The 18,278-nt window shown below is 72.8% G+C and carries 21 protein-coding genes, 1 other RNA gene and 1 pseudogene; 14 read left to right on the top strand and 9 right to left on the bottom strand.

All coding sequences use genetic code 11. The features are described 5' to 3' along the window. Positions 1-72 precede the first annotated feature (72 nt). Positions 73-930, bottom strand: coding sequence for a CPBP family intramembrane glutamic endopeptidase (locus BLW78_RS00315; protein ID WP_170855058.1), 858 nt, complete (start codon positions 928-930; stop codon positions 73-75). Here BLW78_RS00315 and ssrA point away from each other — a divergent pair. Continuing rightward, positions 922-1,303: a transfer-messenger RNA gene (gene ssrA, locus BLW78_RS00310) on the top strand. The two genes, BLW78_RS00315 and ssrA, sit on opposite strands and share 9 nt — an antisense overlap. Before the next feature lie 64 nt (positions 1,304-1,367). Beyond that, entirely contained in the window at positions 1,368-1,994 is a 627-nt protein-coding gene (locus tag BLW78_RS00305) for an SspB family protein (protein ID WP_020091294.1), read from the top strand. A 221-nt stretch (positions 1,995-2,215) separates the two neighbouring features. On the opposite strand, the gene BLW78_RS00300 is transcribed toward BLW78_RS00305, so the two are convergent. Next, positions 2,216-2,494, bottom strand: coding sequence for a hypothetical protein (locus BLW78_RS00300; protein WP_056524376.1), 279 nt, complete (start codon positions 2,492-2,494; stop codon positions 2,216-2,218). Between the two features lie 85 nt (positions 2,495-2,579). Further along, complete coding sequence (locus BLW78_RS00295) at positions 2,580-3,974, bottom strand: cytochrome P450 (RefSeq protein WP_091676448.1); 1,395 nt, start codon at positions 3,972-3,974, stop codon at positions 2,580-2,582. A 122-nt stretch (positions 3,975-4,096) separates the two neighbouring features. Here BLW78_RS00295 and fumC point away from each other — a divergent pair, with 122 nt between their 5' ends. The 4 genes from fumC to BLW78_RS00275 all read left to right on the top strand — a co-directional run bounded on the left by fumC (position 4,097) and on the right by BLW78_RS00275 (position 6,837). Then, positions 4,097-5,506: a class II fumarate hydratase gene (gene fumC, locus BLW78_RS00290; protein WP_020091298.1), complete on the top strand. Its 1,410-nt coding sequence runs from the start codon at positions 4,097-4,099 to the stop codon at positions 5,504-5,506. A gap of 62 nt (positions 5,507-5,568) precedes the next feature. Continuing rightward, the gene (locus BLW78_RS00285) at positions 5,569-5,766 is read left to right on the top strand and encodes a DUF4169 family protein (protein WP_056524383.1); all 198 of its coding nucleotides are present in this window, start codon (positions 5,569-5,571) and stop codon (positions 5,764-5,766) included. Positions 5,767-5,903: 137 nt separating this feature from the next. Continuing rightward, entirely contained in the window at positions 5,904-6,128 is a 225-nt protein-coding gene (locus BLW78_RS00280) for a ribbon-helix-helix domain-containing protein (RefSeq protein ID WP_020091300.1), read from the top strand. Between the two features lie 82 nt (positions 6,129-6,210). Further along, positions 6,211-6,837 carry a ParB-like protein gene (locus tag BLW78_RS00275; RefSeq protein WP_020091301.1) on the top strand — a complete coding sequence of 209 codons (627 nt, stop codon included), beginning with the start codon at positions 6,211-6,213 and terminating at the stop codon, positions 6,835-6,837. Between the two features lie 25 nt (positions 6,838-6,862). Here BLW78_RS00275 and BLW78_RS00270 read toward each other — a convergent pair whose 3' ends face one another. Further along, positions 6,863-7,279 carry a PRC-barrel domain-containing protein gene (locus tag BLW78_RS00270; protein ID WP_170855057.1) on the bottom strand — a complete coding sequence of 139 codons (417 nt, stop codon included), beginning with the start codon at positions 7,277-7,279 and terminating at the stop codon, positions 6,863-6,865. A 120-nt stretch (positions 7,280-7,399) separates the two neighbouring features. Here BLW78_RS00270 and mepA point away from each other — a divergent pair, with 120 nt between their 5' ends. Next, positions 7,400-8,320, top strand: coding sequence for a penicillin-insensitive murein endopeptidase (gene mepA, locus BLW78_RS00265; protein WP_091675566.1), 921 nt, complete (start codon positions 7,400-7,402; stop codon positions 8,318-8,320). A gap of 26 nt (positions 8,321-8,346) precedes the next feature. Here mepA and BLW78_RS00260 read toward each other — a convergent pair whose 3' ends face one another. Next, positions 8,347-9,000, bottom strand: coding sequence for a TetR/AcrR family transcriptional regulator (locus BLW78_RS00260; RefSeq protein ID WP_091675563.1), 654 nt, complete (start codon positions 8,998-9,000; stop codon positions 8,347-8,349). A 55-nt stretch (positions 9,001-9,055) separates the two neighbouring features. Between BLW78_RS00260 and BLW78_RS00255 the strand changes: the two genes are divergently transcribed. The 3 genes and pseudogenes from BLW78_RS00255 to BLW78_RS00250 form a co-directional block, all read left to right on the top strand. Then, complete coding sequence (locus BLW78_RS00255) at positions 9,056-10,582, top strand: FAD-dependent monooxygenase (RefSeq protein WP_091675561.1); 1,527 nt, start codon at positions 9,056-9,058, stop codon at positions 10,580-10,582. Positions 10,583-10,591: 9 nt separating this feature from the next. Continuing rightward, the gene (locus BLW78_RS31220) at positions 10,592-10,759 is read left to right on the top strand and encodes a hypothetical protein (protein ID WP_170855056.1); all 168 of its coding nucleotides are present in this window, start codon (positions 10,592-10,594) and stop codon (positions 10,757-10,759) included. Positions 10,760-11,104: 345 nt separating this feature from the next. Further along, positions 11,105-11,587: pseudogene (locus tag BLW78_RS00250) on the top strand (PAS domain-containing protein); the annotation flags it as partial. Positions 11,588-11,628: 41 nt separating this feature from the next. Here BLW78_RS00250 and BLW78_RS00245 read toward each other — a convergent pair. Beyond that, positions 11,629-11,949 (bottom strand): hypothetical protein, encoded by a 321-nt coding sequence (locus tag BLW78_RS00245; protein WP_020091308.1) that lies wholly within the window; start codon positions 11,947-11,949, stop codon positions 11,629-11,631. 187 nt (positions 11,950-12,136) lie between these two features. Between BLW78_RS00245 and BLW78_RS00240 the strand changes: the two genes are divergently transcribed. Together BLW78_RS00240 and BLW78_RS00235 are read left to right on the top strand one after the other, a co-directional pair. Further along, complete coding sequence (locus BLW78_RS00240) at positions 12,137-12,814, top strand: HAD family hydrolase (protein WP_091675558.1); 678 nt, start codon at positions 12,137-12,139, stop codon at positions 12,812-12,814. Positions 12,815-13,221: 407 nt separating this feature from the next. Beyond that, positions 13,222-13,509, top strand: a complete 288-nt coding sequence (locus BLW78_RS00235; protein WP_091675555.1) for a hypothetical protein — start codon at positions 13,222-13,224, stop codon at positions 13,507-13,509. Between the two features lie 8 nt (positions 13,510-13,517). On the opposite strand, the gene BLW78_RS00230 is transcribed toward BLW78_RS00235, so the two are convergent. The 3 genes from BLW78_RS00230 to argH form a co-directional block, all read right to left on the bottom strand. After that, entirely contained in the window at positions 13,518-14,246 is a 729-nt protein-coding gene (locus BLW78_RS00230) for a hypothetical protein (RefSeq protein WP_020091311.1), read from the bottom strand. 108 nt (positions 14,247-14,354) lie between these two features. Beyond that, positions 14,355-14,636: a hypothetical protein gene (locus BLW78_RS00225; RefSeq protein ID WP_042673334.1), complete on the bottom strand. Its 282-nt coding sequence runs from the start codon at positions 14,634-14,636 to the stop codon at positions 14,355-14,357. A gap of 253 nt (positions 14,637-14,889) precedes the next feature. Then, entirely contained in the window at positions 14,890-16,269 is a 1,380-nt protein-coding gene (argH, locus tag BLW78_RS00220; RefSeq protein WP_091675547.1) for an argininosuccinate lyase, read from the bottom strand. Between the two features lie 42 nt (positions 16,270-16,311). On the opposite strand from argH, the gene BLW78_RS00215 reads away from it, so the two are divergent. Continuing rightward, on the top strand, positions 16,312-16,953 hold the full coding sequence (locus BLW78_RS00215) for a thiol:disulfide interchange protein TlpA (RefSeq protein WP_056524413.1): 642 nt from the start codon (positions 16,312-16,314) through the stop codon (positions 16,951-16,953). Between the two features lie 54 nt (positions 16,954-17,007). Further along, positions 17,008-18,210 (top strand): Na+/H+ antiporter NhaA, encoded by a 1,203-nt coding sequence (gene nhaA / locus BLW78_RS00210; protein WP_091675543.1) that lies wholly within the window; start codon positions 17,008-17,010, stop codon positions 18,208-18,210. Positions 18,211-18,278: the final 68 nt, after the last annotated feature.

Genomic DNA, 18,278 nt, shown 5'->3' with positions numbered 1-18,278 from the left:
TGTCCACCGCCGTCGCGCGGGAGCCGCTCCGGCGCAGGCCTGCGCGCGGCGCCCTGTCGGCCAAGCCGACCTTCAGACCGGCCAGAGCAGGTAGGTCACCAGGGCGAGGTTCGACCAGCCGTGCAGGGCGATGCCGGGCCAGAGGCGGCCGGTGCGCCAGCGCAGCCAGCCCAGCGCCAGGGCGAGGGGCAGCAGCGAGACCGGCCGGGCGAGCCCCCAGGACGAGATGTGGGCGGCGGCGAAGATGAGCGCGGTGACCAGGATCGCCCCCGCGGGTCCGACGGCCGCCCGGGCGCGGGCGAAGGCCTCGCCGCGCAGCAGCAGCTCCTCGGCCACCGGCGCCAGGATCGCCAGATAGGCGAGCCAGGCCGCGACCGCCGCCTGGCTCATGAACGGCGACAGCCGCACGTGCTGGCCGAAGCTCGCGCCGAACAGCTCCGCCGTGCCGGTGACCCAGGCGATGTGCAGCACCGGCCAGACCAGCAGGAGGCCCAGCAGCGCGACCGGCCGCATGCCGTTCGGCCGCTCGCGGTCGAGGGCGAGGCGGCGGCGCCAACCGGCCCGGTCGTGCCACCACGCGCCGCCGAGCACCAGGGCGGCGAGGTAGACCTGGCGCAGGGCGTCGATCGCGAAGGCCCGGTGGGCGAGTTCCACCGCGCCCAGGAACGGGCGCCGCTCGGGGGGCAGGAACGGGTCGATCCCGCTCCAGAGGTCGAAGCCGACGCGCACCGTGGCGAGGGACAGGAGGCTCGCCGCGCCGAGATAGACGACCACGAGGGCGACCAGGGCGCCGAGCCGCCACGTCGCGCCCCAGGCGCGCTCGAGCGGGCCCCGCGCGTCGGGGACGGCGGCGCGCGACTGCGCACTTCCGGCAACAGCCTCCCCCGGAGGCTCCAAATGAGGCGGCGGCGCGACACGATCGGGCTTCAAAACCGGACCGATCCCCTCTATATCTCGGGAGCCGGTCGCGAGGCCGGCTATGGCGATAAACGTTCTTCGCAATAAACCTATCGGACCCGGGGGCGGTACCCGGCGTCTCCACCCGAGCCCAGGACATGCTGCCGCAAGGGGCGTGATCGGAACCGGGGCTTCGGCGGGGGCGAAATAGGATCGACGAGGGCGTAAAGGTTGAGCTTTCGCTCGGCATGGTTCCGCCGTTATCGGGCCTTTGCAATAGTTGCCAACGACAACTTTGCTCCGGTGGCGGTGGCCGCGTAAGCGGTCCCCAATATCGACCTGAAGTCCTAGCGGGTAGCTCCGCATAGGCGGGGTTCGGAGGCGCCTGGCAACAGAAGCCTCCACTTCAGTCCTCGGTCCGGCCATCCGCGGCGGGGCGCCGGGCAGACCGGGCGAGAGCGCGACCGCAGATGGCAGACGACCTGATCCGCTACGACCTCCTGGTACAGGACGCCCTGCGCGGCGTGGTGCGCAAGGTCCTGACCGACGCGGCCCGCGAGGGGCTGATGGGCGAGCACCATTTCTACGTCTCGTTCCGGACGGAGGCCCCCGGCGTGCGGATGTCGCAGGCCCTGCGCGAGAAGTACCCGCAGGACATGACGATCGTCCTGCAGCACCAGTTCTGGGACCTCAACGTCACCGAGCACGCCTTCGAGGTCGGCCTGTCCTTCTCGGGCGTGCCGGAGCGCCTGCTGGTGCCGTTCGACGCCCTGTCGGGCTTCTTCGACCCCTCCGTGCAGTTCGGCCTGAAGTTCGACCTCAGCGAGGCCGGCGAGACCCCCGAGGAGGCCAACGCCGCCCCGGCCAAGCCCGGTCCCCGCGGCGCCGGCTCGGAACCCGGCGAGGTGCGGCCCAAGAGCGCCGGTCTCGCGACGATCGGCGCGGGCGCGCCGAAGGGTCTTCCCGCGCCCGCCGCCCCGGGCGAGAAGGACGCCGGCAAGACCGACGACAAGGCCCCCCGCCCCGCCGCCAAGAAGGAGGGCGAGGAGGGCAGCGCCGAGGTCGTGAGCCTGGACGCCTTCCGCAAGAAGAGCTGAGATCGCCCCTGGCCGACTCGGTCACGACCTTCAGCTGCGAGATCCGTCAGGCTCAGGCGCGGCGAGGCGAGGCGATGGGAGCGCGCTCAAATCGAAGCTCGGGGGCGTGCTCCATAGCCGGCCTCGACCGAACGTCGCCCAGACGATCGCCCAGGGAGCTTCACACAGTCGCGGCAGGCATTTCGGACCGCGCCAGCGCCGGTCGTGCTTCAGATCGACGGTCAGGGGCTCAGAAGTTTGACGAACGCGGCGCCCGCGCCGAAGAATGCGGCCGCGGCTGCCATGCCGGCGAAACCGATGGAGAGCGGGGCCAGGACACGGTCTCGACCGAGCTTGAGCGTCTCGGCGTGCAGCTTCGCCGCCTCGGCCTGAAGCTTGGTCTGCTCGTCGATCAGCTTCCGCTGCTCGGCCACGAACTTTTCCGTCTCCGCATTGGAGCGCAGGACGCGGGCGACCTGCTCGGCATAATCCAGCGTCACGGGAGCAACGGTGTCGACCATCGCGGTTCGTGCCCGATCTCAGCCAGCGCGACTCTGCTGACCCGTTCCGGCAATGTGAGAACGCACGGGGAACCCGTCAACCCGCTCACGCCCGCCGCTCGGCCTCCATCCGCAAGCCGTGCTCCGGCCGGAGCGTCACCCGGTGGAGCGGCGTGACCGCGGGGTGATCCGCCGGCAGCCGGAAGCGCACCGCCCGGACCACGTGGGCCAGCACGATCACCGCCTCCTGGATCGAGAAGCTCTGGCCGATGCAGACCCGCGGCCCCGCCCCGAACGGCAGGTAGGCGAAGCGCGGGATCGCGTCCCGGTTCTCGGGCAGGAACCGCTCCGGCACGAAGGCCTCCGGGTCATCCCAGAGCAGCTGGTGGCGGTGGAGCACCCAGGGCGCCACCATCACCAGCGAGCCCCGCGGCACCTTGATCCGGCCGAGCCGGTCGTCGCGGACCGCCTGCCGGCTGAGGAACGGCACCGGCGGGAACAGCCGCATCGCCTCCTCGATCACCGCCCGGGTGAAGGGCAGGCGCTCGACGGCGAAATCCCCCGGCCCGGCCGCGTCGACCTCGGCCTCGACCCGCGCCTGCGCGGCGGGATCCTGCGACAGGCAGTAGAGCGCCCAGGTCAGGGAGTTGGCCGTGGTCTCGTGGCCGGCGGCGATGAAGGTGACGATGTTGGCCTTCACGGCGAGGTCCGAGAGCCCGTTGCCGGTCTCGGGATCCTGCGCGGCGAGCAGCAGCGTCAGCAGGTCCCGCGGCGCCTCGCCCCCCGTCATCAGCGCCTTGCGCCGTGCGATCAGTTCGTCGACCACCTCGGCGAAGAAGCGCCCCGCGGGCCGCGCCCGCAACCGGCCGATCCGCGGCACGAAATCGGGCACGCCGAACACGTCGAGGGGGTCGATCGGCCCGACGGCCTCGAGGAAGCGCGTGATCGCGCGGCCCAGCGCGTCGGGATCGCTCGGCAAACCTTGCGTGAAGATCGTCCGCTCCAGCACGTCGAGGGTGACGCGGGTCATCTCCAGGGCGACGTCGACCCGCTTGCCGTCGCGGCGGACGAGGCGGCGGCCGAGCCGCGCCCCGGCGGCGTTCATCGCGTCGGAGAAGCCCTGGACCGTGCGGGCGTTGAAGATCGGCGCCAGCGTCCGGCGCTGGAGCCGCCACTCGTCGCCCTCGGCACTGAGCAGGCCGTTGCCGAGCCCCGGGGCCAGCACGCGGCGCTGGAGGTCGTCCTTGCGGTAGCCGTCGGGGTTCTCGATGAGCAGGTAGCGGATCAGCGCCGGGTCGCTCACCAGGGTGATCCGGCCCATCGCGCCCTCGGCCGCCACGACCGGCAGCTTGAAATGCGCGTCCATCCAGGTGGTGATCGGGTTCTTGCGCGCCGCCCGCAGGAACTCGAACAGGCCGAGCGGCTCCTTCAGCGGCGGCGGCACGACGGGGCGGAACCGGGTGCCGGCCATCGGTTCGGAGAGATCGATCGTGGCGCTCATCGGCTCCTTGTCCGGCGGGAACAGAGCCCCGCCCTTGTCGGCGCGCCGGGGAAAACCGGCATCGCGATTCACCCGCGCCTCATTTAAGTAGGCACCGCACTGCACCAGACGTAGAGGCCACGATGTCGCCCACCGAGACCGCCACCCGCACCGAGTCCGATACCTTCGGTCCGATCGAGGTCCCGGCGCATCGCTACTGGGGCGCGCAGACGCAGCGCTCGATCCAGAACTTCAAGATCGGCACCGACCGGATGCCGGCGCCGCTCGTCCACGCCCTCGGCGTCGTGAAGCAGGCCGCCGCCCTGGTGAACAAGGATCTCGGCGCCCTCGACCCGAAGCTCGCCGACGCCATCGCGGCCTCGGCCGCCGAGGTCGTTGAGGGCCGCTACGACGACGAGTTCCCGCTCGTCATCTACCAGACCGGCTCGGGCACCCAGTCGAACATGAACGCCAACGAGGTGATCGCCAGCCTCGCCAACGAGCGCCTGGGCGGCCAGCGCGGCGGCAAGTCGCCGGTCCACCCGAACGACCATTGCAACCGCGGCCAGTCCTCCAACGACACCTTCCCCACGGCCATGCACATCGCGGTGGCCCGCGAGATCCAGGGCCGCCTGCTGCCGGCGCTCTCCCACCTGCACGCCGCCCTCGACGCCAAGGCCAAGGCCTTCGACGCGATCGTCAAGATCGGGCGCACCCACCTGCAGGACGCGACGCCGGTCTCCCTCGGCCAGGAATTCTCCGGCTACGTCGCGCAGGTCGCCCTCGGCGGCTCGCGGGTCGCCGCGACCCTGCCGGGGGTGCTGGCGCTCGCCCAGGGCGGCACGGCGGTCGGCACCGGCCTCAACGCCCATCCGGAATTCGCCGAGCGCTTCGCCGCCAAGGTCGCCGAGCTGACCGGCCTGCCCTTCACGTCGGCCGAGAACAAGTTCGAGGCGCTCGCGACCCACGACGCCCTGGTGTTCACGCAGGGCGCCCTCTCCGCGCTCGCCGCCGGCCTGTTCAAGATCGCCCAGGATATCCGCTTCCTCGGCTCGGGCCCGCGCTCCGGCCTCGGCGAGCTGTCGCTCCCCGAGAACGAGCCCGGCTCGTCGATCATGCCCGGCAAGGTCAACCCGACCCAGTGCGAGGCCCTGACGATGGTCTGCGCCCAGGTGATCGGCAACGGCACCACGGTGAGCTTCGCCGGCTCCCAGGGCAATTTCGAGCTCAACGTGTTCAAGCCGGTGATCGCCAACGCAGTGCTGCAGTCGATCCGCCTGCTCGCCGACGCGGCGGTGAGCTTCACCGACAATTGCGTCGTCGGCATCAAGGCCAACGAGGACAAGATCGCCGACCTGATGAGCCGGTCGCTCATGCTGGTCACCGCGCTCGCCCCCTCGATCGGCTACGACAAGGCCGCCGAGATTGCCAAGACCGCGCACAAGAACGGCACGACACTCAAGGAGGAGGCCCTGCGCCTCGGCTACGTGACCGAGGCGGAGTTCGAGCGCGTGGTCCGGCCGGAGACCATGCTGGCCCCCAGCGCCGACTAGTTTCTTGGGTATTTGGCCGGCGCGGGTGTCCCGCGCCGGCCGCCATTGCCGGGAGGCGATCCATGGCCGAGATCATCAACCTGCGTCAGGTCCGCAAGGCGAAGGCCCGCGCCGAGGCCGACACGAAGGCCGAGTCCAACCGCATCGCCTTCGGGCAGCCGAAGAAGGCCAGGACCCTCCAGCAGCGCCGCAAGGCCCTGGAGACCGAGCGGCACGAGGGCCACCGCCTGGAGCGGGGCGAGCCCGATCCGGCAGACTGAGAGCAGATCCGGATGCAGCAGCCCCACCGTCCTTGCGAGCGGAGCGAAGCGATCCAGTCGCGCCACGCCGACCAGGGTCGCGCTGCCCTGGATCGCTTCGCTCCGCTCGCGAGGACGGGACGCGCAGCCGCCTCGCCATGAGCCCGGGCATCACCAAGCGCTCCGTGATGATCGCCGGCCACAGGACCAGCGTGTCCCTGGAGGACCCGTTCTGGGCGGCCCTGCGGGCGATCGCGGAGGCGCGGGGCCAGTCGGTCCAGGCCCTCATCGGGCACATCGACGCCGGCCGCGACGGCCAGAACCTGTCCTCGGCGATCCGCGTGTTCGTGCTGGAGGCCGTCCGCGCGATGCCGGAAACGTGAGCGCCGCGCGCCCTGGCCGCTCACCCGATCCTGAATAGGTGTCTGACGATCGCGTGACAAATCCACGCACGAAGGAGACCCCATGGCCAGTAGAGAGCCGCTGCTCAAGACCATCCCGATCGCGGAGCTGCGCCCGACGCAGATGACCGTGGGCTACCGGGAAGTGGCGGAGAAGCGGCGGCGCTGGCGGGAGTACGACGGCGAGAAGAAGAAGGAATTCCTCGGCGCCCACATGATCCCGACGCTGCTCGGGCCGAAGAAGCGCCACTACATCATCGATCACCACCACCTCTCCCGCGCCCTGCACGAGGAGGGCGTCGAGAACGTGCTCGTCACCGTGGTGGCCGACCTGCACTACCTCGACAAGGACGCGTTCTGGACGGTCTGCGACCACAAATCCTGGACCCACCCCTACGACGCCGACGGCGTGCGCCAGCACTTCGACGACATCCCGAAATCCGTCGACGCCCTGGTGGACGACCCCTATCGCAGCCTCGCCGGCGAGCTGCGCCGGGCCGGCGGCTTCGCGAAGGACACGACGCCGTTCAGCGAGTTTCTCTGGGCCGACTTCCTGCGGCGGAACATCAAGGAGAAGCGGATCGAGAACGACTTCTCCTCGGCCCTGGAGCGGGCGATGTCGCTGGCCAAGTCCAAGGACGCCGACTATCTGCCCGGCTGGTGCGGGCCGGTCACGCGCCACGTCCGCTGAGACCCGTAGACGGTCGCGGCGCCGCCTAGATGCCCCAGTAGGGCGCCGCGTCGTAGTAGCGGTGGATCTGCTCCTCCCAGGCGCCGTCCGCGGCCGGATCGGTGCCCTCGGGGGTGCGGGCCGGGGCGGCGCGCAGCTGCGCCTCGGTGATGTCGACCACGTAGGCGTCCTGCTGCGGCTCGAACCGCAGCACCGACCAGGGCAGCGTGTAGAAGTCCTCGCCGAGGCCCAGGAACCCGCCGAAGCTCATCACCGCGTAGGCGACCCGGCCCGAGACCTTGTCGAGCATCAGCCGCTCGATCTGTCCGACCCGTGTCCCGTCGGGCCGGCGGACATCCGTCCCGATGACCCGATCGCTGGCGATCAGGCGGCGGGGCTCCCGGCCGGCCGGGTTCGCCGTGCCGGGCTGACCGGTGTCCGTTCCCGTTCCCGTGGCCGTCATCGCCGCCTCCCGACCGTTTCCGCGCGACGCGCGCCGTCTGCCCGAAAAACGCCCCGCCCCTGGGCCACGTTCCGGCGGGCGCCCGCGCCCGCCCTCTCCAGCCGGACGAACAGCCCCCGCATGCCGATGCCGCGTTTCGCCCAGAGCCTCGCGCTCGCCGCCCTGCTCCTGCCCGCCGCCGCGCAGGGCCAGGATCGCGGCAGCGTCAATCCGAAGCCGCTGCCGCCCCTGGAGCATCCGGACGCGCCCTCGACGCCCGCCAAGGCGCTGTTCGGGCGGGTCACCAAGGCGTCCTCCGGTCCGGCCCACATCTACGGCTTCTACGCCAAGGGCTGCTTCGCCGGCGGCGAGGCGCTGCCGCTCGACGGGCCGAACTGGCAGGTCATGCGCCCGTCCCGCAACCGGATGTGGGGCACGCCCTACCTCGTCGACTTCATCGAGCGGCTGTCGCAGAAGGCCGCCCGGGTCGGCTGGCCCGGCCTCCTCGTGGGCGACATGGCCCAGCCCCGCGGCGGCCCGATGATCACCGGCCACGCCTCGCACCAGATCGGCATCGACGCCGACGTCTGGCTGACGCCGATGCCCGACCACCGCATGAGCCGGGCGGAGCGCGAGGAGACCTCGGCCACCGACATGGTCCGCCGCGACCGCCTCGACATCGATCCCCAGGTCTGGACGCCCACGCACCTGCAGCTGATCAAGATCACCGCCGAGCAGCCGGAGGTGGAGCGCATCTTCGTCAACGCGGCGATCAAGAAGGCCCTCTGCCGCGACGCCGCGGGCAGCCGCTGGATGTCCAAGGTCCGCCCGATGTACGGGCACAATTACCACTATCATATCCGGCTTTCCTGCCCGGCCGGCCAGGAGGATTGCCAGCCCCAGGGCGCGCCGCCGCCGGGCGACGGCTGCGAGGACCTCAGCTACTGGTTCTCGGACGCGGTGCTCCACCCGAAGCCCCCGAAGACGCCGCCGAAGGCCAAGCCCGCCATGACCATGGCGGCGCTGCCCGCCGCCTGCCGGGCGGTGCTGAAGGCACCGTAGGCCGGGACCCCGGGGATCGTCGCCGCTCAGGGCGCGGCCGCCTCCGCGTAGGGCGTGCCGGCCAGCGCCGCCGCGAGGCCGGCCGTCCCCCGGTCGATGACCGCCAGGAAGGCGGCATTCGCCGCCTCCGTCCGCCGCGTCGCCCGGAAGGTCCGGTGCGCCCGGAGGAAGGCCACGCTCCAGGTCGCCAGCAGCAGGCCGGCCGCCAGGTCGGCGTCGGGATCCTCCGGCCCGCGCCCGACGGATTCGGCGAGCGCGACCCGCACCACGCCCGCGAGTTCGTCCCGGATCGCCCGGGCCCGGGCCTTGAGCGTCTCGCTCCCGGCCGCCGTCGCGACGAAGGCGCCGCTGCGCGCCGAGAATTCCACGACCGGGTTCCGGCCCGTCACCAGCCGGTGCGCCAGCTGGCGGAGCGTCTCGATCGGCGCGACCCGGGGATCGCGCTGCCGCAGGGTCTCGCGCAGGAGTGCGCGCCCCTCCTCGTCGCGGTCGTAGAACATGTCCTCCTTGCGGGGGAAATGGTTGAACACGGTCATCCGGCCGACATCCGCCGCCGCCGCGATCTCATCCACCGTCACGGCGTCGAAGCCGCGCTCCAGGAATAGCCGCGTGGCGGCGTCGGAGATGGCCTGCCGGGTGGCGAGGCGCTTGCGGGACCGGCGGTCGGGAGGCGTTGACATGCGCCGCCTCATACCACATCCATTCATAGACTGAGTATAGAAATGGATTAAGTCCATGGATGAGCCTGTCGACGTCGTCGTGGTTGGAGCCGGGCCGGTCGGGCTCCTCACCGCCATCGAGCTGACCCTCGGGGGCGCGCGCGTCCGGGTACTGGAGCGCCTCACCGAGCCGAGCACCACCATCAAGGCGCTGGGGCTCGGCCCCCTGGGCGTCGAGGCGCTGCAGCGGCGGGGGATGGGCGCGGCGATCGAGGCCGCCGAGGCGCGGAGCCTCGCGGCGATGGACCGCCTGCCGGGTCAGGTCGGCGGCGGCCCGCGCGGGGCGCAGTTCAGCGGCCATTTCGGCTTCCTGTTCATCCGCCGCGGCCCGCAGGCGGAGCCGGACCGGCGCATGCGCGCGGTCGATCAGCAGAGCCTCGAAGCCATGCTGCTCGACCGCGCCGCGGCGCTCGGGATCGACCTGCGCCGCGGCTGCACGCTCACGGGCTTCACAGCGTCGGCCGACGGGGTCGAGGTGGCCTGGACCGCGCCGACGGGCGACGCGCGCGTCCGCTGCGCCTATCTCGTCGGCTGCGACGGCGGCCGCAGCGCGGTCCGCAAGATGGCCGGCTTCGCCTTCCCCGGCACGCCGCCGACGCTCACCATGTACCAGGCGATCGCCGATCTCGACGATCCCGCCGGCGCGCTGCCGGTCGGCTGGCACCGCGGGCCGGGGGGCGTCTACGGCCACGGGCCGTTCCCGCGCCGCCTGTTCATGCTGGATTTCAGCGGCCCGCCGGCCGACCGGCAGGCGCCCGTCACGCGCGACGAGATCGAGACCGCGCTGCGCCGGGTCAGCGGCACGGACGTCCGCGTCGCCCGGGTCGCGGTCGCGAACCGGTGGGGCGACAACACGCGCCTCGTCGACACCTACCGCCGGGGCCGCGTGCTGCTCGCCGGCGACGCGGCGCATGTCCACGCGCCCTTCGGCGGCCAGGGCCTGAGCCTCGGCCTGGGCGACGCCGCCAATCTCGGCTGGAAGCTCGCCGCCGTGCTGCGCGGGGAGATGCCCGAGACCCTGCTCGACACCTACACGGCCGAGCGGCGCCCGGTGGCCGAGGCCGTCACGGCCAACACCCGCGCCCAGGCGGCGATCCTGCGGCCCGATCCGCAATCGGGCGCGCTGCGCGACCTGATGGCGCGGCTCCTGGAGAGCGACGAGGTCAGCCGGATCCTCGGCAGCCTGATGCGCGGCCTGAGCGCCCGGTACGATCTCGGCTCGGCCGAGGACGCGGTCGGCCGGATGGCCGGCGACGGGCCGCTCGGCGCCGGCGGCGCGACGCTCTACGGCGCGATGCAGGACGGCCGGGGCCTCCTCGTCGACGGCAGCGCCGACGGCGCGGCCTCCCGGATGGTCGCCGCGGCGACGGGCCGGGTGACCTGCGTGGCGGTTCCGGACGGGCCCTCGACGCTGGTCCGCCCCGACGGCTGCATCGCCTGGACGGGCGCGGCAACGGCCCTCGACGGCCTGCGGGAGGCGGTGGGCCGCTGGTTCGGCCCGTCACCGGCCGGGCCGCTCGGCGCGCCGGCTCCGATGTGCTAACCGCCCCGGATGCCCCGCTGGCTCTTCATCCTCCTCGCGACCGCCCTCGCCCTCTCGGTCCTCGGCAGCGTCCTGATCGTGCTGCGCAGCCCGAACAGCACGCCGCCCCTGCGGGGCGGCGCCGCCGGCGCCCCGGTGCCGGGCCCGCAGACGCGGCCCGACGGCCGGAGCCCGTGAGGCTCGGGCGGCGCCGCCGGTTCCCGCCGGGCCGCAACAGCCGGCGGGGTTCTCGACCGGGTTCTCGACCGGGTTCTTGGCCCGGTTCTTGGCCCGGTTCTTGGCCAGCTTCTTGGCCGGGGCCTGCTGGTGGCAGGCCCCCGCGAAGCATTGCGCCAGCGGCCCGCCTCCCGGTCTCGGGCGCCGCCCGATACGGGAAGGCGGGGACCGCCGGACGACGTTCGGCGCCCGCCCTCCGCGAACCGCGCCGCGAGAGACTGGACCGCGCGGGCAAATTCCGGCTTGGTGCCCCGACGACGCGGGCCGGACGGCCGCCCTGCGCGGCGCTGTGAGGGGCTGATCCGGATGGAGACGGGCGGGACCGCCACGAGCCACGTGCCGGACGACCTCAAGGCGGAGGCGCACCGGGGCGATCCCTTCGCGGCCGCCGTGCGGGCGACCCGGATGCCGATGATCATCACCGATCCGGCCCAGCACGATAACCCGATCGTCTTCGTGAACGACGCCTTCCTGAAGCTGACCGGCTACACCCGGATGGAGGTGGTCGGCCGCAATTGCCGCTTCCTGCAGGGGCCCGACACCGAGGCGGCGGCCGTCGACCGCCTCCGCGCGGCCGTCCGGCGGGAGGAGGATATCCGGGTCGACCTCCTCAACTACCGCAGGGACGGCTCGACCTTCCAGAACGCCCTCTACGTCGGCCCTGTGCGGGACGAGGCGGGACGGGTGGTCTACTTCTTCGCCTCGCAGCTCGACGTCAGCGAGCACTACGCGCTGACCGCCGAGATCGAGCGTCTGAAGGCCGCCCTGGCCGAGGCCGAGGCCAAGCTCGCCGCCCGCTAGGCCGCCCGGAGGATCAGGGCTTCGTCGGATCAGGGCTTCGTCAGGAACCCGATCGGCTCGCGGCCCGGCTGGCCGAGCCAGAGCAGGACCGCGCCGAGGCCGAGGCCGATCAGGGAGGCCGGCGCCAGGGTGAGCGGCAGGCCCAGGATGTGCCAGAGCCAGGGCGCCGCCCCCTCCACGCTGCCCTGCAGGGCGCTGGCCTTGTCCTTGAACAGGGTGGCGATCACGTCGGAGAGCGGCGTCACCCGCAGCCCGTTGTTGGCGATGGAGCGGGCGCCGTCGTAGACCAGCGCGACGAAGCCGCCGGCCATCAGCAGGAAGCCCAGGACGCGGGCCAGGAAGCGGAACATCGCGGGGCCTTCTGAGCCTTGCCTTACGGGCCGTGGGTGCCGGATCGGCGCGCCCGCCCCGGGAGTATGGGGCCGCGCCGCAAGGTGCAAGCGCCCGGGGCGAGCGTCGATCCGCGCGGTTGCGGGGCCCTCGGGCCCGTGCCACAGGGTCGCCCTGCGGCGGCGGGCCGTGCGGGAACGGTCGACCTTGGACGCGCGCGCGACGAATCTCGGCCTCGTGATCTTCGATTGCGACGGCGTCCTGGTGGACAGCGAGCCCCTGAGCCTCGCCTGCCTGACGGCCGGGCTCAACCGGATCGGCGTGGACATCGACTTCGCCACCGTGCGGGCGCGCTTCACCGGCACCGCGATGCCCTCGATCATGGCGCATATCGCGAGCGACTACGGCGTCACCGCCCCGGCCGGCTTCGTCGAGGCGGTGAAGGCCGAGACCCTGGCGCTGTTCGACGCGGAGCTGCGGGCGATGCGCGGCGTCGCCGAGGCGGTCGCCGCCGTGGGCCTGCCGGTCTGCGTCGCGTCGAGCAGCGACCCGGTGCGGCTGCGCCACTCCCTGACGCTGACCGGGCTGCTCCCCCTGTTCGGCGACCGCGTCTTCTCCTCGGCGCAGGTGGCGCGGGGCAAGCCCTTCCCCGACCTGTTCCTGTTCGCCGCCGAGCGGATGGGCGTCGCTCCGGCGGCCTGCCTCGTGATCGAGGACAGCGTTCCCGGGGTCACGGCGGCCCGGAGCGCCGGCATGCGGGTCGCGGGCTTCACCGGCGGCGGCCACTGGGGTCACGACCCGGCGGGCGCCGGGCTCGCGGAAGCCGGCGCGGCCCGGATCTTCTCGGACTTCTGCGACCTCGCCGCGGTGATCGCCGCGGCCTGAACGATCCGCCTCCCGGACGCGTGCCCGGGACCGGCTTCCTGCCAGGACGGCCCTCGAAATCGGAAGTCCGTTCCGTTGACGGTGCGCCGTGCCGCGCCCATCTTCAGGGGTGCCGGCCCGGCCGCGCCCCTCGGGTGCGCGACAGGGCCGGCCGCGGTCCTTTGAGAAGCGTAGCTTGCGCCGCGTGATCAAACGCTAAAGCACTGCGCCGGCCCCGCGCCGCGCGGTCCTTCAGTCTGGAGGACGTCCGATGTTCACTCGCACATCGTCCCTTCGATACCCGCTCCCGATCGCCCCCTGCTGCCCCGCCGCCCGCCGGCGCTGTCGACGCTGAGCCCCGTCGATCCTCCGCAGCAGCCAACGCGATCCGGCACGGCGACCGGCCGGCCCAGGGAGTTCCCGATCCGATGCACAGCCTCGCAGAGTACAAACCCGAAGACCGTCCCGACCTCGCGGACCCGGCCCTCGGCCCGAGCGAACCCGCCCGGGTGATCGAGATCGGTGAGGTCACCGCCGGGATCGCCGTTCCCGAGGGGCGCGGCGTCCGGTTCTTCTCGTCCGCGCGCGATTTCGACGGGCTCGACGGCGCCGTGTTCCGCACGGCCGAGCAGGCCGCCCGCGCGGCCCGCGCGCGCATGAGCGCCCGGACCCGGCCCCCCGACCGTGCGCACCGGCCCGCGCTGCGGCGGGCCTGACCCGCCCGCTACTTGCTGCACTCGTCCCGGGTGCGCTTCATGGCCTCCGCGAATCCGCCGAGCGCGTACTCGTCGCTCGTCGGGTTCCCGCGCAGCGACGTGGCCTTGATGATGATCTTCGGGTTGCGGGCGCTCATCTCGGAGACGACCCGCGCCTCCTCGGCAGGGTTCTGCAGCCACGCATTGCCGTCCTTGACCACGAGGCCGTAGCGGCTGGCGCCGAGGTTGAGGCTCGGGTCGGTCGGCGCGGCCGCGGAGCCGGGCTTGACCTGGGAGGCCGCGGGCTTCGACGGGAAGCCCAGCATCACCGCCACCTCGTTCTGGATGTTCTCGCCCTTGCGCACGCTCACGAACAGGTAGGCGGTGTCGCGCTTCAGGGTCTTGGGCGAGCGCGTCTGCGGCTGCGCGATCGCGTAGCAGAGCTTGTTGCGGCCGTCGCCGTTCACGAACACGTTCCAGTCGCCGAAGATCGCCACCGGGGTGGCCTGCTGCATCCCCGGCGGGGTCGCGGTCTTCTTCTCGGCGCGCTTGCTCCGCTCGCGGCCGTGCCGCCGCCCGCGCCGCGACGGGGCCGCGTCGCCACCGCCGGCGTCCGGGGCCGCCGCCGCGTCCTGGGCGTGGGCCGCCGTCGCGACCAGGCAGGTCCCGCCGAGCACACCTCCGACGAGGCCGGTAACCAGCCCGGAGGCGAGCAGGGCGAGAGCTCCGACCGGGAGCGAGCGGGGGACGCGGACCATCTTCACTTCCTGACGACGGGCGGCTCCGTCAGGAGCCGGACCGGGGTTCGGGATTAGTGAAGCTTGCGTAAAACGTCGGCAAGATGGCGAGGCGGGATCCGTCGACAATCAGACGGCGCGGGCTTCCGTCGCCCGGGCCGCGATGACGCCGGCCGGGACCGGCAGTGCCTCGACCGCCGGGCCGGCGGGCACCGCGATCGCGTTCGGCCGGACCGGCGGAGCGGCCTTGCGGGGCGGATCGTTGTAGGGGGTGTTGTAGCCCTTGCGCACGGCGGCCCAGTAGGACTCGCGCGTCAGGCCGGAACCGGTCAGGGCGGCGTCGATCATCGCCGTGGCGTGCGCCGCGAAATCCGGAACCTCCTCCGTGTTCAGCCAACTCTCGACAGGCATCCTGCGAACTCCGATCCAGACGGCGAAGCTTGTAGCTGAGCGGACTTAGCCAGACGGTGAACGCGCGGGCGGGCCGAGGGTTGCAATGCACAATTTTGAGCGGTCCTGTGGATGAGCGGGGGCCCGTTCCCCGATCCGAGGCGACCGGGGGGCCACCCCACGGTCGGATCGGCGGGCCGCAGGCCCCCGGCAACCCTCAGGGGCTAGCGGCGCGAAGCGCCAGCCGGCGCCGGTCGCCGTCGGCCGCGACGGCTCAGCCCAGCCGCTCGATCCAGGCCTGCGCCTGGCGCCGGACGTTGTCGGGCGCGGTGCCGCCGTAGCTGGTGCGGCTCGCCACCGAGTTCTCGACGCCCAGCACCGCGTAGACCGCCTCGGTGATCCGCGGCTCCGCCTCCTGCATCTCGGGCAGCGACAGCTCTTCGAGCCCGACGCCCTTGGCGGAGGCCGCGCCGACGAGGCGGCCGGTGACGTGGTGTGCCTGACGGAACGGCAGCCCGAGCTCGCGCACCAGCCAGTCGGCGAGGTCGGTGGCGGTGGCGTAGCCGGAGCCGGCGGCTCGGCCGAGCACTTCGGCGTTGGGCTCCAGGTCCTTCACCATGCCGGTCATGGCGGCGAGGCACAGGGACAGGGCCTGGAGGGCGTCGAACGTGCCCTCCTTGTCCTCCTGCATGTCCTTCGAGTAGGCGAGCGGCAGGCCCTTCATGACGATGAGCAGGCCGGTCAGCGCGCCGATGATCCGGCCGCTCTTCGCGCGCACCAGCTCGGCGGCGTCGGGGTTGCGCTTCTGCGGCATGATCGACGAGCCGGTGGTGAACCCGTCCGACAGCCGCACGAAGTTGAACTGGGCCGAGGTCCAGACCACCAGCTCCTCGGCGAAGCGCGACAGGTGCACGGCGCAGATCGAGGCCGCCGCCAGCGCCTCCAGGGCGAAGTCGCGGTCGGCGACCGAGTCGAGGGAGTTGGCGGTCGGCCGGTCGAAGCCGAGGGCCGCCGCCGTGGCGTGCCGGTCGATCGGGAAGGAGGTGCCGGCGAGCGCGGCGGCGCCCAGCGGGCACTCGTTGAGCCGCGCCCGGGCGTCGCGGAACCGGCCCCGGTCGCGGGCCAGCATCTCGACGTAGGCGAGGCAGTGATGGCCGAAGGTCACCGGCTGGGCCGACTGGAGATGGGTGAAGCCCGGCATCACGGTGCCGGCGTGCTTCAGCGCCGCCTGGCTGAGGGCGCGCTGCAGGTCGGCGGCCTGCTGGTCGAGGGAATCGAGGGTGTCGCGCACCCAGAGCTTCATGTCGGTGGCGACCTGGTCGTTGCGCGAGCGCGCCGTGTGCAGGCGCCCGGCGGCCGGGCCGACGATCTCGGTGAGCCGGCTCTCCACGGACATGTGGATGTCCTCGAGCTCGCGCTTGAACGCGAAGCTTCCACCCTCGATCTCGTCGCGCACGGACTTGAGCCCGGCCTCGATCGCGGCCACATCCTCCGCCGGCAGGATGCCGGCTTGGCCCAGCATCGCCACATGCGCCAGCGAGCCGCGGATATCCTGGGGCGCGAGGCGCTTGTCGAACCCGATGGAGGCGTTGATCTCCTCCATGATCTCCGCCGGGCCGCTCGCGAAGCGGCCGCCCCACATCCGGTTGCTCATGTCGATCCTTCCGCGCCCTGACCGTCCCGAGGCCCGAGCCTGATGCCCGGCCGCACGCCCATCCTGGCCGGCGCGGGCGTCGCCGCGCTCGCCGTCCTCGGCCTCGCCCTATACGGGAGCGGTCTCCTGCCCGGCAACACGGGCGGCGCCCTTCAGCCCTGCGCCGCCGCCAAGCCGGCGCTCGCCCGGGTCGACGCCGCCGCGAAGGGCGAGGTCGCCGCCATGCAGGCCCCGCCGCAGGCCCGGCCCGCGCCGGACATCCGGTTCAAGGGGCCGGACGGCGCCGAGACCGGCCTCGCCGACCTCAGGGGCCGGCTGCTCCTCGTGAATCTCTGGGCGACGTGGTGCGCGCCCTGCAAGGCCGAGATGCCGGCCCTCGACCGGCTCCAGGCGCAGCTCGGCGGGCCCGACTTCCAGGTCGTCGCGATCAACGTCGACACGCGCAACCTCGAGAAGCCGTCGGAATGGCTGAAGCAGGCGGGCATCCACGACCTCGCCTTCTACGCCGATCCCGGCGGCCGCGTGCTGCCGATCCTCCAGCGCGACACGCAGTCGCCCGGCCTGCCGACCACGATGCTGGTCGACGCGCAGGGCTGCACGATCGGGGTGATGAAGGGACCGGCCGCGTGGTCGAGCCCGGACGGGCTTGCGCTGATCCGCGCGGCCCTGGGGCGGACGTCGTAACGGTCGCGGCCGCGCGGTTGCGCGCGTCTCCGATGCGCGGCAAGGCGTGTCGCGATGACCTCGCCCGCACCTGACCGCGCCCCTCCGAGGCGGAGGCCCCGCCCCCTCTCGATCATCCGCACGCTGCTCGCCGGCGAGGCGGCGGGCGGGCTGATCCTGATGGCGGCGGCGGCCCTGGCGCTGGTCGTCGCCAACGGGCCGCTCGCGGACACCTACGCGCACGCCCTCCACGCCGAACTCGGCCCGATGAGCGTGCAGCACTGGATCAACGACGGCCTGATGGCCGGGTTCTTCCTGCTGGTCGGCCTGGAGATCAAGCGCGAGGCCCTCGACGGGCGGCTGCGGACCTGGCCCGACCGGGTCCTGCCCGGCGTCGCGGCGCTCGGCGGCATGGCGGTCCCGGCCGCATTCTACGCGCTCACCAATCTCGGGGCCGGCACCCTGCGGGGCTGGGCGATCCCGGCCGCCACCGACATCGCCTTCGCGCTGGGCGTCCTCGCGCTCCTCGGGTCGCGGGTGCCGGTCTCCCTCAAGATCTTCCTCAGCGCGGTCGCCATCGTCGACGACCTCGGCGCCGTGGTGGTGATCGCGCTGTTCTACAGCTCCGGCCTCGACCTCACCATGCTGGCGCTCGCCGCCGCGGTGCTGGCCGCCCTCTACGGCCTCAACCGGGCGGGGATCGGGTGGCTCCCGGCCTATGGGCTCCTCGGCCTCGTGCTGTGGGTCCTCGTGCTGCGCTCCGGGATCCACGCGACGATCGCGGGGGTGCTGCTCGCGCTCACGATCCCGATCCGGGTCAGCCCGGGCCGGCCGGAGGACGCGCACTCGCCCCTGCACCGGCTGGAGCACGCCCTCGCGCCCTGGATCACCTACGGGGTGGTGCCGGTCTTCGGCTTCGCCAATGCCGGCGTCGACCTCTCCGGCCTCACCCCCGAGGCCCTGCTCCAGCCGGTGACGCTCGGCATCGCGGCGGGCCTGTTCCTCGGCAAGCAGGCCGGCGTGTTCGCGAGCCTGCGGCTGGCCGTGGCGCTGGGATGGGCCAAGCGCCCGGCCGGGGCCGGCTGGGGGCAGGTCTACGGGGTCGCGGTCCTGTGCGGCATCGGCTTCACCATGAGCCTGTTCATCGGCGGCCTCGCCTTCCCGGACCCGCAGCACGAGACCGCCGTGAAGCTCGGCGTGCTCGCGGGCTCGGCCCTGTCGGGACTCGCCGGCGCGGCGATCCTCCTCGTCGCGAAGCGCCGCGTCGCCCCGCACTAGCGGGCGGCGCGCTTCGTCATTGCGAGCGCAGCGAAGCAACCCAGTGCAGCGGAACATCGGGAAGCGTG

The organism is Methylobacterium sp. 275MFSha3.1 (assembly GCF_900108435.1).
Classification (GTDB): Bacteria; Pseudomonadota; Alphaproteobacteria; order Rhizobiales; family Beijerinckiaceae; genus Methylobacterium.
Note: the sequence above shows the minus strand (reverse complement) of the source record. Positions and strands in the feature narration are given on the sequence as shown.